Origin of the sequence: Cognatundibacterium aquatile (assembly GCF_014699135.1) — a bacterium.
GTDB lineage: Bacteria > Pseudomonadota > Gammaproteobacteria > Burkholderiales > Burkholderiaceae_D > Undibacterium > Undibacterium aquatile.
Genome location: NZ_JACOFT010000001.1, coordinates 932,649 through 947,988, shown reverse-complemented (window position 1 = coordinate 947,988; position 15,340 = coordinate 932,649). Strand labels below are relative to the sequence as shown.

At 51.0% G+C, this 15,340-nt stretch carries 16 protein-coding genes; 5 read left to right on the top strand and 11 right to left on the bottom strand.

Features of this window, described 5'->3' with window-relative positions:
• Positions 1 to 9: 9 nt before the first annotated feature.
• The 9 genes from H8K26_RS04310 to H8K26_RS04270 all read right to left on the bottom strand — a co-directional run bounded on the left by H8K26_RS04310 (position 10) and on the right by H8K26_RS04270 (position 9,150).
• Positions 10 to 1,047, bottom strand: a complete 1,038-nt coding sequence (locus H8K26_RS04310) for an L-threonylcarbamoyladenylate synthase (RefSeq protein ID WP_190477535.1) — start codon at positions 1,045 to 1,047, stop codon at positions 10 to 12.
• Positions 1,044 to 2,261, bottom strand: coding sequence for a 5-(carboxyamino)imidazole ribonucleotide synthase (locus H8K26_RS04305; protein WP_190477533.1), 1,218 nt, complete (start codon positions 2,259 to 2,261; stop codon positions 1,044 to 1,046). The genes H8K26_RS04310 and H8K26_RS04305 overlap by 4 nt, the downstream gene beginning before the upstream one ends.
• A gap of 362 nt (positions 2,262 to 2,623) precedes the next feature.
• Positions 2,624 to 3,121 carry a 5-(carboxyamino)imidazole ribonucleotide mutase gene (gene purE / locus H8K26_RS04300; RefSeq protein ID WP_186886171.1) on the bottom strand — a complete coding sequence of 166 codons (498 nt, stop codon included), beginning with the start codon at positions 3,119 to 3,121 and terminating at the stop codon, positions 2,624 to 2,626.
• 1 nt (position 3,122) lies between these two features.
• On the bottom strand, positions 3,123 to 4,019 hold the full coding sequence (locus tag H8K26_RS04295) for a phosphoribosylaminoimidazolesuccinocarboxamide synthase (RefSeq protein WP_190477531.1): 897 nt from the start codon (positions 4,017 to 4,019) through the stop codon (positions 3,123 to 3,125).
• Between the two features lie 88 nt (positions 4,020 to 4,107).
• Positions 4,108 to 5,172 (bottom strand): class II fructose-bisphosphate aldolase, encoded by a 1,065-nt coding sequence (fba, locus tag H8K26_RS04290; RefSeq protein WP_190477529.1) that lies wholly within the window; start codon positions 5,170 to 5,172, stop codon positions 4,108 to 4,110.
• A gap of 43 nt (positions 5,173 to 5,215) precedes the next feature.
• The gene (gene pyk, locus H8K26_RS04285) at positions 5,216 to 6,649 is read right to left on the bottom strand and encodes a pyruvate kinase (RefSeq protein WP_190477528.1); all 1,434 of its coding nucleotides are present in this window, start codon (positions 6,647 to 6,649) and stop codon (positions 5,216 to 5,218) included.
• Between the two features lie 67 nt (positions 6,650 to 6,716).
• Positions 6,717 to 7,910 (bottom strand): phosphoglycerate kinase, encoded by a 1,194-nt coding sequence (locus H8K26_RS04280; RefSeq protein ID WP_190477526.1) that lies wholly within the window; start codon positions 7,908 to 7,910, stop codon positions 6,717 to 6,719.
• Positions 7,911 to 8,101: 191 nt separating this feature from the next.
• Complete coding sequence (locus tag H8K26_RS04275; RefSeq protein WP_186896532.1) at positions 8,102 to 8,425, bottom strand: AzlD domain-containing protein; 324 nt, start codon at positions 8,423 to 8,425, stop codon at positions 8,102 to 8,104.
• The gene (locus tag H8K26_RS04270) at positions 8,422 to 9,150 is read right to left on the bottom strand and encodes an AzlC family ABC transporter permease (RefSeq protein ID WP_190477524.1); all 729 of its coding nucleotides are present in this window, start codon (positions 9,148 to 9,150) and stop codon (positions 8,422 to 8,424) included. The genes H8K26_RS04275 and H8K26_RS04270 overlap by 4 nt, the downstream gene beginning before the upstream one ends.
• Before the next feature lie 126 nt (positions 9,151 to 9,276).
• Here H8K26_RS04270 and H8K26_RS04265 point away from each other — a divergent pair, with 126 nt between their 5' ends.
• From H8K26_RS04265 to H8K26_RS04250, 4 genes are read left to right on the top strand one after another with little or no spacing between them, the layout of a single operon-like run.
• The gene (locus tag H8K26_RS04265) at positions 9,277 to 9,477 is read left to right on the top strand and encodes a zinc-finger domain-containing protein (protein WP_186886164.1); all 201 of its coding nucleotides are present in this window, start codon (positions 9,277 to 9,279) and stop codon (positions 9,475 to 9,477) included.
• Positions 9,478 to 9,492: 15 nt separating this feature from the next.
• Positions 9,493 to 9,924, top strand: coding sequence for a YybH family protein (locus tag H8K26_RS04260; protein WP_186886163.1), 432 nt, complete (start codon positions 9,493 to 9,495; stop codon positions 9,922 to 9,924).
• Between the two features lie 6 nt (positions 9,925 to 9,930).
• Positions 9,931 to 10,893 (top strand): YheT family hydrolase, encoded by a 963-nt coding sequence (locus H8K26_RS04255; protein WP_190477675.1) that lies wholly within the window; start codon positions 9,931 to 9,933, stop codon positions 10,891 to 10,893.
• Complete coding sequence (locus H8K26_RS04250) at positions 10,886 to 11,503, top strand: DUF2946 family protein (protein WP_190477522.1); 618 nt, start codon at positions 10,886 to 10,888, stop codon at positions 11,501 to 11,503. The genes H8K26_RS04255 and H8K26_RS04250 overlap by 8 nt, the downstream gene beginning before the upstream one ends.
• Positions 11,504 to 11,522: 19 nt before the next feature.
• Here H8K26_RS04250 and H8K26_RS04245 read toward each other — a convergent pair whose 3' ends face one another.
• Complete coding sequence (locus H8K26_RS04245) at positions 11,523 to 13,040, bottom strand: M48 family metalloprotease (RefSeq protein WP_190477520.1); 1,518 nt, start codon at positions 13,038 to 13,040, stop codon at positions 11,523 to 11,525.
• A gap of 81 nt (positions 13,041 to 13,121) precedes the next feature.
• On the opposite strand from H8K26_RS04245, the gene moaC reads away from it, so the two are divergent.
• On the top strand, positions 13,122 to 13,631 hold the full coding sequence (gene moaC, locus H8K26_RS04240) for a cyclic pyranopterin monophosphate synthase MoaC (RefSeq protein ID WP_190477518.1): 510 nt from the start codon (positions 13,122 to 13,124) through the stop codon (positions 13,629 to 13,631).
• Between the two features lie 12 nt (positions 13,632 to 13,643).
• On the opposite strand, the gene H8K26_RS04235 is transcribed toward moaC, so the two are convergent.
• Positions 13,644 to 14,831, bottom strand: coding sequence for a PglL family O-oligosaccharyltransferase (locus tag H8K26_RS04235; RefSeq protein ID WP_223826851.1), 1,188 nt, complete (start codon positions 14,829 to 14,831; stop codon positions 13,644 to 13,646).
• Between the last annotated feature and the right edge of the window lie 509 nt (positions 14,832 to 15,340).

The window sequence follows — 15,340 nt, the reverse complement described above, 5'->3', positions numbered from 1 at the left end:
GGCGTCAACTCAGGCTTGCAGTATTTTCTGTAAAACATCCCGTGAATCAAACGCGGCGCGTCGCAAGCGGTCATTCACGCCCAGCCATTCTTTATCCTGAGGTATCGCTTCGACCAGAATCAGATCAGCATGGGCATGATCCAGTTCACGCAAACCGGCATACAAATCATGTGCATAACCAGCCGCATCTGCCGGTAACTGCCGCACTGCCAGCGCCACGATTCCGGGATGCAGCTGGTAACAGAGCAATGCGATCGTTTTCCCTTTTGCCTGCAATTGCGCAGCAACATTATCCAACTCAGCAAGCGCCACCTGCACCACCGGTGTTTGCGGCGCGTAATGGGCATCAAGGGTGCCGGAAGCGCGCGGCGCAGCGGCGTCCGGGCTGGCAGGTGTCACGCCCAGCACTTCGGCTAACTGGGCAGTACTGATCTGCCCTGGGCGCAGCAATACCGGGCCATGTGTCGCCAAGCGGCTCAGATCAACGATCGTCGATTCAATCCCTACCTCACTCTGACCACCGTCAAGCACCGCGGCAATCAGGCTGCCAGGCAAAATTTCCTGGGCAAATTCCTCGGCCACATGCTGCGCCAGAGTCGGGCTGACATGACCAAATTTGTTTGCCGAAGGGGCAGCCACGCCGCCTTTGCCGTTTTTAAAAGCAAGCAATAATTGTTGCGCCACAGGATGCGAAGGGCAGCGTATACCAACCGTATCCTGGCCGCCGGAAACCGCATCTGGAATATGATCGGCGCGTTTTAAAATCAGCGTCAACGGTCCCGGCCAGAATGCTGCAATCAACTGATCTGCTTCGTGCGGAATATCTTTTGCCCAATAACGGATATCGGCACCGGGAGCAACATGCACGATCACAGGATGATCCGATGGACGTCCCTTGGCTTTATAAATATCAGCGACTGCAGCCGGGTTTTCAGCGTCGGCCCCGAGCCCGTAGACGGTTTCAGTCGGAAATGCGACCAGACGACCAACCTCCAGCGCCTGCGCTGCCGTGACAATTGCGTCGGGTGTTGATACCACTACATTCATGCCTGCTCCGGTGCTGCCAGACCTAAAATGCCGCAGGCTTGATGTAATGCTGCCCGCGCTTGTTCCATCGTTGGCGCAACGAAAGTGATGTGTCCCATCTTGCGCCCGCGCCGTGCTTCCGCCTTACCATACAAGTGCAAGTGAGCGCCCGGTATTGCGAGTATCTGATCCCAGACGGGTTCACGTGGCGTGTCGCTGCTGCCGCTGAACCAGACATCGCCAAGAATATTCAGCATCGCTGCAGGTGAATGCTGACGCACATCGCCCAACGGCAACTGTGCGAGCGCACGAACCTGCTGTTCAAACTGGCTGCTGACGCAGGCATCAATGGTGTAATGGCCGCTGTTATGCGGACGCGGTGCCATTTCATTCACGACCAGAGTGCCGTCGGTCAGCACAAAAAATTCGATGCACAGCACGCCGACGTAACCCAGCTCTTCTATGATCGTCAACGCGGCTTTTTGCGCAGCATCGGCGACATCGGCAGATACGCTCGGGCTCGGCGCCAGCGTCGTGAACAGGATGCCATCGCGATGCACGTTTTCGGCGATAGGGTAAACCACGGCCTGACCATCGACACCTCGTGCGACCAGAACAGAAATTTCGTAGGCGAGTGGCAGCATTTTTTCAAGCACGCAGGCCTGACCGCGCATGCTGATAAAAGCTGCCGCCAGTTCTTCGCGATTACGGACACGCGCCTGACCTTTGCCGTCGTAACCAAGACGCACGGTTTTTAAAATACCAGGCAACAAATCATCTTTCGCGCTGGTCACGTCTTCCTTACGCGAAATACCCCAGTGCGGCGTCGGGAAAATACCGGTACGCAGACTGCAACGGGTGAAAAAGCGTTTTTCTATCAGCCGGTCTTGCGCAATCGACACGCAATCGCCGGAAGGAGACACGAAACCGTCGTAAGCCAGTTCCTTCATGCTATCCGCGGGGACGTTTTCAAATTCAGTCGAAATATGTTTCGTCAACGCCAGCAAGGCCTTCAGACCTTCGGGGCTATCGTAGTCTGCCTGTACATGATGTTCAGCAACTTGCGCTGCAGGGCAGCCAGCCTCAGGCTCCAGCACGGCAACCTTGTAACCCATCGCCTGCGCGGCATGCGCGAACATGCGACCCAGCTGACCGCCGCCCATAATGCCGAGACAGCTTTTTTCTGTATTGGGTAACAGGGCTTGTCGAGGACGTACTTGTTTGTCGATATTCATGATGTCTGTCTGAAAGTGACGCGATGACTGAGCATCGCCAACGATTACGAGAATAAGGCAGGAGAAATCATATACTCCCCCCTGAAAATGCAAAAAACCAGCTAATGTCGGCAAAAACAAAGGGGGTTTAAAAATACTCCCCCGGAGTATATAAAGCGACTGATGCTGCTAACTAAGGTCAGTCTGATTAAATGGCCCGATTAGACTGAATAGCCTGAGCGAAGCGACTTACTTCCATCAGCTATCCACAAATTAAGCAAAAAAATATCCGAATCAAAACGCTGCGCGAGAGAAATTATCTCTGACAAACTTTCCCTCGCCGCAACTCTGATGATGAGCAATGGCTATGCTTGCCGTTATTTTCAGACGGGCAACACCATGTCGCGTGCGACTTGCGTCTGTCTGACTCGGAAATCGATCAGCTTTTGCGCTAATGCCTCGTCGGTTGTCGCCAGCATTGCGACTGCTGCCAGCGCCGCATTCGCCGCCCCGGCTTCACCGATCGCAAAGGTCGCTACCGGTATGCCTTTTGGCATCTGCACGATCGACAACAATGAATCCTCGCCACGCAGATATTTGGATGGCACAGGGACACCAAATACCGGCACGATGGTTTTTGCCGCGATCATGCCAGGCAAATGCGCCGCGCCGCCAGCGCCAGCGATAATCGCACGAATGCCGCGTTCGCGCGCTGTCTCGGCATAGCTGAACATTTCATCCGGCATGCGGTGTGCCGACACCACCTGCGCTTCAAACGGAATACCGAATTCCTTCAGAATCGCGACGGCGTTTTGCATCACGTCCCAATCAGAAGAGGAACCCATCACGACACCCACTAGGACTTTATTCGCTTGCGTCATGTTATGCCTTCAAAGTCTCGCCAGTCAGGCGCTCCAGCGCTTCACGGTATTTTGCCGCGGTCTTCTGGATCACTTCTTCCGGTAATGCCGGTGCCGGCGCAGTTTTATTCCAGCCGGTGATCGTTTCCAGATAATCACGCACAAATTGTTTGTCAAACGACGGTGGTGAAATGCCGGTCGCATACGAATCCGCAGGCCAGAAACGGGAGGAATCTGCCGTCAGCACTTCATCCATCAGGTGCAAGACACCATTGTCATCCAGGCCGAATTCAAACTTCGTATCAGCGATGATGATGCCGCGCGTTGCCGCATAGTCTGCCGCTTCAGTGTACAACTGTATGCTGATGTCGCGGATTTTCGCGGCCAGTTCTTTACCGATTAACTCTTCTGTTTTTGCAAAACTGATGTTCTCATCATGCTCGCCCATTTCCGCTTTCGCCGCAGGCGTGAAAATCGGTGCTGGCAGTTTTGCCGCTTGCGGCAAACCGGCAGGCAGGCTAATGCCGCAAATCGCGCCGGTTTCCTGATAATCCTTCCAGCCGGAACCGATGATATAACCACGCACCACCGCTTCCACCATAATCGGTTTCAGGCGTTTCGCGACGACCGCGCGACCGCGTACCTGCGCTACTTCATCGGCCGCCACCACAGTCTCAGGTGCGATACCGGTCAGATGATTCGGCACGATGTGACCGAGCTTTTCAAACCAGAAATTCGCCATCTGATTCAAGACGCGGCCTTTATCCGGAATTGGTTCGTTCATGATGACGTCGAATGCAGATAAACGATCGCTGGTCACGATCAGCAATTTATCGTCACCAACAGCGTAGTTATCACGAACTTTGCCACGACCTAACAATGGCAGCGAATGAAGAGTGGAATTAATTTGGGTAGTCATGATTTTTTCAGCACCTCACGGCGCAACAATTTTGATTCAGCAAAAATGCGCAGGGCGCATACTCTGCGCCCTGAGATACGACGTCAGCTTAGTTGACGATCTGCGACAAAGCGCCTTTTTTGTATTGCTCGGCCACTTTTTCGAGCGCCATAGGTTTGATTTTCGCGGCCTGACCTTCGCAGCCGAAAGACAGATAACGCGCCTTGCACACCAGTTTTGCAGCTTCGCGTGCAGGTTTCAGGTAATCACGTGGATCAAATTTGCCCGGATTTTCAAACATATAGCGGCGAATCGCCCCTGTCATCGCCAGACGGATGTCGGTGTCGATATTAATTTTGCGCACGCCGTTCTGAATACCGATGACGATTTCTTCTACCGGCACGCCGTAAGTTTCTTTCATGTCGCCACCGAACTGACGGATTTCTTCGAGTAATTCTTGTGGTACGGAAGAAGAACCATGCATCACCAGATGCGTGTTAGGAATGCGTGCGTGGATTTCTTTGATGCGATCGATCGCCAGGATGTCGCCGGTTGGCTTACGGGAAAATTTATACGCACCGTGCGATGTACCGATCGCAATCGCGAGCGCATCACATTGCGTTTGTTTGACGAAATCAGCGGCTTGCTGCACGTCAGTCAGCAATTGTTCACGTGTCATTTTACCGTCGGCACCGTGGCCATCTTCCTTGTCGCCCATCATGGTTTCGAGTGAACCGAGCACGCCGAGTTCGGCTTCGACTGTCACACCGATGGAGTGAGAGAATTTCACTACTTCGCGCGACACTTCCACGTTGTATTCGTAGCTGGCAACCGATTTACCGTCTTCCATCAGCGAGCCATCCATCATCACCGAAGTGAAACCAGATTTAATCGCAGCCATACAGACGGCAGGTGATTGTCCGTGATCCTGGTGCATGACCACAGGAATATGCGGATACGCTTCAACCGCAGCTTCAATCAGATGGCGCAGAAATGCTTCACCGGCATACTTGCGGGCACCGGCAGAAGCTTGCATGATCACAGGAGCGCCAACTTCATTGGCGGCGTCCATAATCGCGGTAACTTGTTCCAGATTATTGACGTTGAACGCTGGCAGACCGTAGCCGTTTTCGGCGGCGTGGTCCAGCAATTGACGCATGGATACGAGAGGCATAATAAACTCCAGAAGTACTATTAAAAAATTTAACCTGGCAAACTCAGTTGTCGCCGACTTTCACTATTTTCATTGCGTTCGTGCCGCCGACCTGCCCCATAGGTTCGCCCCAGGTCACGACGATCTTATCGCCCTGACTGACAAAACCTTTTTTCAGCAATACAGCTTCTGCCGCTTTCAACACCGCATCACGATCGGTCGAATACGGCGAATTGAAGGTACTGACATTACGGTACAGCGCGACTTTACGCTGGGTGACAATACTTGGTGTCAGCGCAAACAAAGGCACATTAATACTGTGGCGGCTCATCCATAAAGCCGTCGAGCCAGACTCTGTTAAAGCGACGATGGCTTTAACGCCCAGATGATGCGCCGTAAACAACGCACCATACGCAATCGACTGATCAATACGGGTGAACGCCAGATTCATAAAATCGGAATCGAGCTTGGATTCCTGAAATTTCTCGGCATCAAGACAAATGGCCGACATGGCTTCCACTGTCTCGACCGGATATTTACCTGAAGCCGTTTCGGCCGATGCCATCACAGCATCAGTGCCATCCAGTACTGCATTGGCGACGTCGGATACTTCCGCACGCGTCGGCACCGCATTCACGATCATGGATTCCATCATCTGGGTCGCGGTAATCGCCAGTTTATTTGACGCGCGCGCCATCTTGATCATACGTTTTTGCAACGCAGGCACAGCGGCATTACCGACTTCAACAGCCAGATCACCACGCGCCACCATGATGCCATCAGATGCATCGAGAATTTCCTGCAGCGCCGGGATCGCCTCTGAACGCTCAATCTTGGCAATCATCATCGGCTTGTGATTATAGGCTTCGCCAGCAATATTCGATAAATGCCGTGCCATTTCCATGTCCGTCGCATTTTTCGGAAAGGAAACGGCGACGTAATCAGCCTGAAAAGACATCGCTGTCTTGATGTCTTCCATGTCTTTGACCGTCAGCGCAGGTGCCGTCAGGCCGCCGCCCTGACGATTGATTCCCTTATTGTTCGACAGCTCACCGCCAATCTTCACAACGGTATGAATCTCGTTGCCGATAATCCGTTCAACTTGCAGCACGATCAAGCCGTCGTTGAGCAGCAAAATATCACCAGCACGTACATCGCGTGGCAAGGCTTTATAGTCCAGGCCGACTCGCTCCTGGTTACCGATAACGCAATCGGCATCCAGAATGAATTTATCGCCATCAGCAACCACAATGCGCGTATTTTCAAACTTGCCGATACGGATTTTAGGTCCCTGCAAGTCTGCCATGATGGCAACTTCACAACCACATTCAGCCGCCGCCTGACGCACCATCGCGGCACGGTCTATATGATCCTGCGCCTTACCATGAGAAAAATTCAGGCGCACAACATTCACGCCCGCCTTAATCATGCGTTTGAGGGTTGCCACATCGTTAGACGCGGGGCCTATGGTGGCGACGATCTTGGTTGCACGCAGCATCTGGTCTCCTGAATTATTTTTTATAAGATGAAGCTAAACGATGATCAAGCTTTGCAGCAAAGAACCCTTATTTTGCCGCGCGTTGCAACAGTATCTCAACCGCAGGCAAAGTCTTGCCTTCCAAAAACTCGAGGAAAGCACCACCGCCGGTGGAAATATAACCAACGCGATCAGCAATGTGGTACTTCGCAATCGCCGCCAGTGTATCGCCACCACCGGCAATCGAGAATCCGGCAGAATCCGCAATGGCCTGCGCCAATACCTTCGTACCGTTACCAAACTGATCAAATTCAAACACGCCGACCGGACCGTTCCAGACGATAGTGCCGGCTTTTTTGATTTGCTCTGCGAGCAGCGCTGCGGTCACCGGACCGATATCCAGAATCATGTCGTCATCAGCGACATCGGCCACTTGCTTCACAGTCGCCACTGCTGTCGGGGAAAACTCTTTTGCACACACCACATCGGTAGGAATAGGCACGGAAGCACCACGCTTTGCCATCATGTCGATGATGGCTTTTGCTTCATCGACCAGATCAGCTTCTGCCAGCGATTTACCGATTTTCAGACCAGAAGCCAGCATAAAGGTATTCGCAATACCGCCGCCGACAATCAGGTTATCGACTTTATCTGCAAGCGATTTGAGGATAGTCAGCTTACTGGAAACTTTAGAGCCGGCGACGATTGCGACCAGCGGGCGCGCCGGATGGCCCAACGCCTTGCCCAATGCATCTAACTCTGCGGACAACAAAGGACCGGCACAGGCAATCGGCGCAAATTTTGCAATGCCGTGCGTTGTTGCTTCGGCGCGGTGAGCAGTACCGAACGCATCGTTCACATACACATCGCACAATGCTGCCATTTTCTGCGCCAGCGCGTCGTCATTTTTCTTTTCACCTTTGTTGACGCGGCAGTTTTCCAGTAATACCACCTGGCCAGGAGCGACATCGACGCCATCTACCCAGTTTTGCTTCAGCGTCACAGGCACACCCAGCAATTCGGACAAGCGCACAGCAACGGGTGTCAGCGTATCTTCAGGCTTGAATTCGCCTTCGGTCGGACGTCCGAGATGAGATGTCACCATCACTGCCGCCCCAGCTTGCAATGCTTGTGCTATCGCAGGCACAGAAGCACGGATACGCGTATCTTCGGTGATATTACCGTTGTCATCTTGTGGCACATTGAGATCGGCACGGATAAAAACACGTTTGCCTTGAAGCTGATTAGCTGCGATCAGATCGCTGAGTCGGTTGAATTGCATCGTAGTCTATGGGGGCAAGGTTAAAAAGCAGTCTTCCGGCCAGCGCAGCCAACAGCAACCAGGTATTTCTTCACTGTTGCCTGTTTGAATCGATGCTGACGCGGATTAAACCGCTATTTTACCAAAGCCCCAGCGCCTGCCACAGCGTTTTCCGGTCTAATTGCATGCATACCAGTGACGCATGTTGAAATTCACAGATAAAGCCGTGCCAGCGTGAATACCAGCATGCCAAAAATGATGGTTTGCAGCATATCTTTGCGAATCAGAAAAAAGACGGTAGCGAGCACTCCGGCAATCAGCCGGGGATTATGCCAACTGACATCCAGTTGCGCGTTAGTCAGTAATAAATCCGGAACGATGATGGCAGCCAGCGCACAGGCAGGCGCATAGCGCAGGGCTTCCTGTACGCGCTTGGGTAATTGAATCCGATTTCCTGCCAGCCAGAAACTGCTTCTGGCGATGAAGGTTGCCAGAAACAATAAAAAAATAACCATCCAAATATCAACGGCGCTCATCGCTTGCCCTTTCTATCGTGTCGGTCGCGACGTGATTCGCGCCATTCATCGACCAACATCGCCGTCCCCATGCCAGCAATAACAGCAATTAACAACCCCAGCTTATATGGCATTGCAAATGCAAGTAGTGCCACAACACTGGCAACCAATACCCCGACTATCGCGGCATGGTTCATCATCAACGGCAACATGATGCAGAGAATTGCCAGCGTGCCAGCGAATCCCAGCCCCCAACTCGCTGGCACCTGACTACCTAACAGAACACCAATCACGGAACCGAGTTGCCAGGAAGCCCAGTTAGGGAAGATCAGGCCTTTCAGGTAGGCAAGCTTCCCTTTTGCATCAGCGAACTCAGGAAAACGCTGAATAAACAAAGTGACAGAAAAATCGCCGGATAAATACCCGAGCCAGGCGCGGGTGCGCCACGGCAGATGGGAAAAATGCGGTGACAAGAGCGCTGAAAAAATCACAAACCTCAAATTCACTACCAAGGCAGTCACAAAAATCACCCATAACGGCGCATGCGCCGCAATCAGTGGCAGCGACGATAATTGCGCGGAACCGGCGAAGACGATCAGCGTCATTCCCAGGGCTTGTGGCACACTCAGCCCTGCCTTAATCATGGCAACGCCGACCACCAGCCCCCATGCACCGACACCGAACCAGGTGGGTGCTCCCACTTTCAGCGCGGCTTTGGTAGCGGCTTGATCAGATTCAAATGACATGAGATTTTTTGCAATAGAAAAGTCCGCGATTTTACCGTCGAATCAAAAAGCACGCTGATCAGGCGACTGCAAGCGGCAGGAATCCGTTAAAATTCTCGTCTGGCGTTTTAACTTTATGGAATCATCATGACCACATCTAACACCGCGAATAACGTTGTCGAGCTGCAAGCCAAAGATTTGCCTGCCTATTGCCCTAATCCTGCGATGCCGCTCTGGTCTTCACATCCACGCGTTTTCCTGGATCTGTCGCATGGCGGCTCAGCAACCTGCTCATACTGCGGTACGCAATATAAATTAGCGCCTGGTACTGTCCTTAAAGGGCATTAATCAGCACCACCAGCTATGTCAGCCAAAAAGCAATTTAACGGTAGTGCAGATGAAGCCGAGGCAGCATTTTATGCTGCCCTTGCCCGCGCCGATCTCGACGCACTGATGGCGCTATGGGCCGATGACGAAGAAATCGTCTGCATTCACCCCGGTGCTGCGCGCCTGATAGGGCATGCAGCAATACGCGCATCTTTTGAGGCTATCTTTGAAAGGGGCAGTGTGCAGATTCATCCGACACAATTGCATGCTACGCATACGATGGCGACAGCCGTACACAGCGTGATTGAGCAAGTCACGAAAACCAGCGACGCGATGCCGGAAGTTCACATACTGGCGACGAACGTTTATCTCAAAACACCGCATGGCTGGCGCATCACCATGCATCACGCCTCTGTTGCGGCGGGCAAAGCCCCCCTGGATTTATTTAAAGCCAGTGTTCTGCATTAAAACGTGATGAAATATCTGGCTCCTGCATGGCTACCCGGTGGTCATCTGCAAACAATTTATCCGGCCACATGCATCAGCAAGCCAGCGGTCAGATTCCGTCGTGAAAGGTGGGACACTCCCGACAATGATTTCATTGACGTTGATTTTATCGATGGCAAAGCTGGGCAACCATTTGTTGTCCTGTTTCATGGTCTGGAAGGATCGAGTGACAGCCACTACGCACGTGCATTGATGGCGGCTGTTCAGGCGCGCGGCTGGTCGGGGGCAATTCCGCATTTCCGCGGATGCTCAGGAGAACTGAATCAGGCACCACGTTTTTATCATTCTGGCGATGCCGAAGAAATTAACTGGATCATTCGTCGCTTGCATGCACAACATTGTCAAAAGAATGCGGCTGCGCCCTTTTTTGCCGCTGGCGTCTCGCTCGGTGGAAATGCCTTATTACGCTGGATCGGTGAATCGCAACAACAAGCGACTATTGTTCATGCTGCCTGCGCTGTTTCCGCACCGTTGGATCTGGCGCAAGGCGGTGCGTCCTTATCCAGCGGCATCAACATGCTTTACACCCGCATGTTTTTAAAAACCTTGAAGCCAAAATGTTTGCGCAAGCTGGAGCAATTTCCGGGTTTATTCGACAGTAATCGCTTACTTGAAGCAAAAAATTTATACGAATTTGATAATGTCGTCACTGCGCCGTTACATGGCTATCTGGATACGGATGATTACTGGCACAGAGCCAGTGCAAAACACGTGCTGAACGACATCACTATTCCTACGCTGGTGTTGAACGCAAAAAATGATCCGTTTCTTCCCGGCCAGTATTTACCATTGAAGGCAGCGAAGTGCGTGCAACTCGACTACCCTGATCGTGGTGGGCATGTTGGTTTCGTCAGCGGAAAAATTCCAGGGCAACTGGATTGGTTACCACAAAAAATCCTTCACTTTTTTGACAAGGCGACACATGGATGACATCGTCAAAGCAGCAATGGCAAAGTGGCCCGATGTGCCCGATTGTTACGGCTGGTTAACTTTGGATGCGCGCGGCAACTGGCGCATGCGCGATGCACGATGCCAGGCGCTGAACCTGCCGGGCGACATCATCCGCCATCCAAGCTTGTTGAGTTTTATCGACCGGAATTATCAGCACGATGACAAAGGCCAATGGTACTTCCAGAATGGCCCGCAGCGAGTATATGTAGATCTGGAAGCTACGCCGTATATCGCCCGCACTTCCTGTGCCGGATTTACTCTGCATACCGGGGAAATATTGCCACAGCCAGATGCAGCATTTTTTAACTCAGAAGGAAATCTGATACTGCAATCAAATAAGATATTGGCACAATTAGACGACCGCGACCTCGCGGAGGTAAGCAGTCAGTTGTATGAAAACAATCAACTGCTGGACGACAATGATCTGATGGATTGGCTGAATCAGACAAATCAGGCTGATTGCAAACGACGACTGGTTTGGTGTTTTCACGGAAAAAGTGACTGTGCGATTCCCGTTGCAAAAAATGAACTCGCAGACTTAATGGCGACGCTGGGCTTTAAATCACATCCGGCGGCAGATCATCCATAATCAATATTGTCTTGCTTGCCTACTTACGTTTGCGCTCTTCGGCCAATTCTTCTTTGTGCAGCTCTTTCCATTCCCGCTCGCGCGCATCAATCACTGACTGCTCGTAGTATTGCGCATCCTTCTCATTCCTGGCGATGTCCAGCTGCTGTATCGCGGCTGGCCAGCTGCCCTGAATCGCGTAGGCTTCGGCTAAGGCAATGTGTTGCAGCGCTTGCTTACCCTGAGCGGCGTATACCTTTGCAAGTAAATTCTGCAGCCTTGCATCCTGCCGGTACATCACAAGCTGATCCCGCAGGTATGCACCGGCAACCTCATATTTCTTAGCAGATAACAAGGCCTCAACATATTGATATACCAGACCGCGCGACAATGGCAGTTGCTGCATTGCCTTTTCTGCACTCGCTGCAGCCAGTTCAAATTGCTTGCTTCCCAACTGAATATCGATCGCCAGACTGGCAAACATACTGCTGGTATTCAGTATGTTTTTATTTGCTTGCGATTTTTCGAGTCTGGTTTTCGCTTGTTCCAGCAAGACTCTGGCGTTAGCAAAGTCCAGCTGTTTAAAAGCAACAAATGCAAGGCCATAAGTACCCGCAATTTTGTCCTCTTCTTTCTCTGATCTGATTTGCGTTTCGAAAAATACCTTCGCATCCATCAGACCTTGTATCGTCGAATCCTGCAACACCCGGATTCGTGCCTTAGTCAGGTAGAACTCCAGACTATCTGCCCGCTGCCGGTAGCGCTGATCCAACATTCTCGCCTGAATATCTGCAATACGTTCGCTGGTTAATGGATGGCTGCGCAAATAGGCAGGAGCGTTATCGGTGTAGTTACGCATAGATGCTTGTAAACGACCAAAAAAGCTCACCATACCAGCAGTGTCAAAACCGCTGTCATTTAAAATCTGAAAACCAACCCGGTCAGCTTCACGCTCCGCTTCGCGACTGAAATTGAGCTGGCGCTGTATTGCCAGTCCCTGCCCGCCCATCGCAACCGCCATTGCAGCGTCAGGGCTGGTACGGGCAGCAAGCACTGCCAGAGCTAATGCTGCTAAAGGAATAAAAGAATCAAATTTCTGGCTCGTCAGCATACGGGCAATATGACGTTGCGCGACATGCCCTATTTCATGCCCCATGACCGACGCAAGCTCGGACTCAGATTGTGCTGCCAGAATCAGACCAGAGTGAAATCCAATAAAACCACCAGGAAACGCAAACGCATTGAGTACCGGGTCACGTACTGCGAAAAACTCGAAATCATAGGTCGTCTCGCCCCTCGCATCGGGGCGGGCTTCCAGCATTTTATTGCCCAGCCGGTTCAGATATTCAGAAATTGGTCCGTCATCCATGAAATCCGGATCACGCCGGACGCTGTTCATGATTTGCTCACCCAACTTACGCTCCATAAGTGGCGACAATTCCTCACGGGAAGTATCGCCCAAGGTTGGTAAATTTTGCGCTGCAGACACGGATAAAAATGATGCTGACATTAACAAAGCGAAAGTCAGCGCACCATAGCAGAACAGCTTTTTCTTCATGTGGTTATTTTTTGATTCCGCGGTGCTATCATGATCCGTTAATGGAAACACTCCGAATATCTTCAACTTTTCACCTTAAATATGACTACTGAAGCCCCGAATTCTGGTCTGACACATTTTAACCAAACAGGTCAGGCACATATGGTCGATGTCGCAGAAAAAAAAGACGCGCATCGTACTGCCATCGCAGCAGGAAATATACGAATGAAACCAGAGACACTCGCCATTATTCAACAAGGTTCAGCAAAAAAAGGCGATGTCCTTGGCATTGCGCGCATTGCTGCAATTATGGCAGCAAAACGAACCAGCGACCTGATTCCCCTATGCCATCCACTGGCCCTTACCAGAGTCAACGTCGATTTTAACATTGCAGAAAAAACCTCTACTGTTCAGTGTATTGTTCAAGTAGAAACCATCGGGAAAACTGGCGTCGAAATGGAAGCACTCACCGCTACGCAGATAGGCTTACTGACGATTTATGATATGTGTAAAGCAGTTGATCGAGGTATGGTCATCAGTGATGTCAGGGTACTCGAAAAGCATGGTGGAAAATCCGGTGACTGGGTGAGTCTGGCAGATGAGGCTATTTAGCAATTTGTCAGATCAGGGCGCGTCGCGCCTTGGCATATTCACAAAAACAGCGTGATAACGCGCGTCAATATTACCCTTTGCTTTCCAGTAGTCAAAATAATCGGGATAAAGATCCGGATGCAGACGCTGCAACGTCTGCATCATGCGTTCTGCTTTTTCAGGGGCACCATTCAGAACATAAATCTCAGCCATCTTATTTAAGATATGCACAAAGCCAAAACGTGGAGTCCAATGTTCAACGTAGGCGATAGTCTCTTTCGACATACCTTCTGCCGGCTCTATTTTCATCAACTTAAAATACGCAAAAAATTGCGGAAAAAATGTGAATTCAGGCTGTTCAAGCAAACGTACATCGACTTTCGTGCCCGACTGTTCCCATCTCAGAACATTAAAACCTGTCACCACGCGCTGATAATCCCAGGTAATTGCTCCCGTCAAAAAAAGTCCAAACACAACAACCGGAATAATCAGAGCTTTGCGAATCATGACGCCACCGCCTGACCAACGCATCTGATGTAACATTCCCATGAATATAACCGTCGGGAACAACACATATCCATACCACAAAGGAAACTCAACCAGACTGTGAACAAATACTGCAATCAAACACAGAATGGCAAACTGTCTTGTGGAAGTTTTCACAGGCTGCATGCAAGCCCGATAAAACCAACAACCCAGACCTGTAAAAATCAACACCGTCAAAGGCCAGCCTAATTCAGCAGCGAAATTCAACACGATGTTATGCGCATGTTCGGCATAAGTGGACGATGGAAAATCAGCGGCAATGTGAACTTGCGCCGGGCCGAAACCACCCCAGCCGACACCAAACCATAGGTGATGAGCCGCCATTGACCAGGCTTGCGCCCATAAACCCATACGCTCAGATCTGCCACCAACGTGCTCGGCCACGGAGCCGCCGGAAAAACCGAAATGACCGATGATGTGAGACAAACCAAACACCATCAGAAAATAAGCCATCAGCAATAACATAAAAAATGCCGCGGGTGCCCGTCGCTCATTTACATCCGTTTGGGTCTTCCAGATATAGAAACAAAACATGGGCAGAATAATCCAGCCGATTCTCGACTGAGTAAACACTAAACCGACGATCAACGTGACTGCGGCGACAATAGCAACAGTCTTGGTAATTTTTATTTTTCGATATAAGAACCAAGTTGACGCAAGAGCAAAACAGAGCATAAGCGCTAACTGATTTGGTTGCGCAACATTCGCGTATGGCCTGGGGAAAGAACCCGTGTTAGAAATAAACATCACCAGTGAGCCCAAATGCAAACCGGAAATTTGCACAATCTGCATAGCAACGGAGAGCCCCCCTGCTAGAACGTAGGCATAGGCAAACGCCAGACATAATTTTTCCTGCTGCTCGGGTTCGGTCGACAAGGATGCCCCAGCAGAATAAGCAAAAGGAAGTAACAACAAATACAGGCAAGGAATAAACAAATCTTCCAATGCTTGCGAATGTTCCAAAAGGAATTGGAACAAAATACAACTCGCAAGCCCAATGCAAATCAAAGATAGCCCATTGAATCGTAGCTTCAATTGCCCATTCAAAGATAAGCTAAGGATAGCCAGCAACAAACCAAGAATAACGATTGCATCCTGATAAAACGTACGTAAAGGATGAATGTGAATTGGCAGCAAGTAAGAGAAAACGATACTCAGTCCGAGAATCGCAAAATTTATATTAT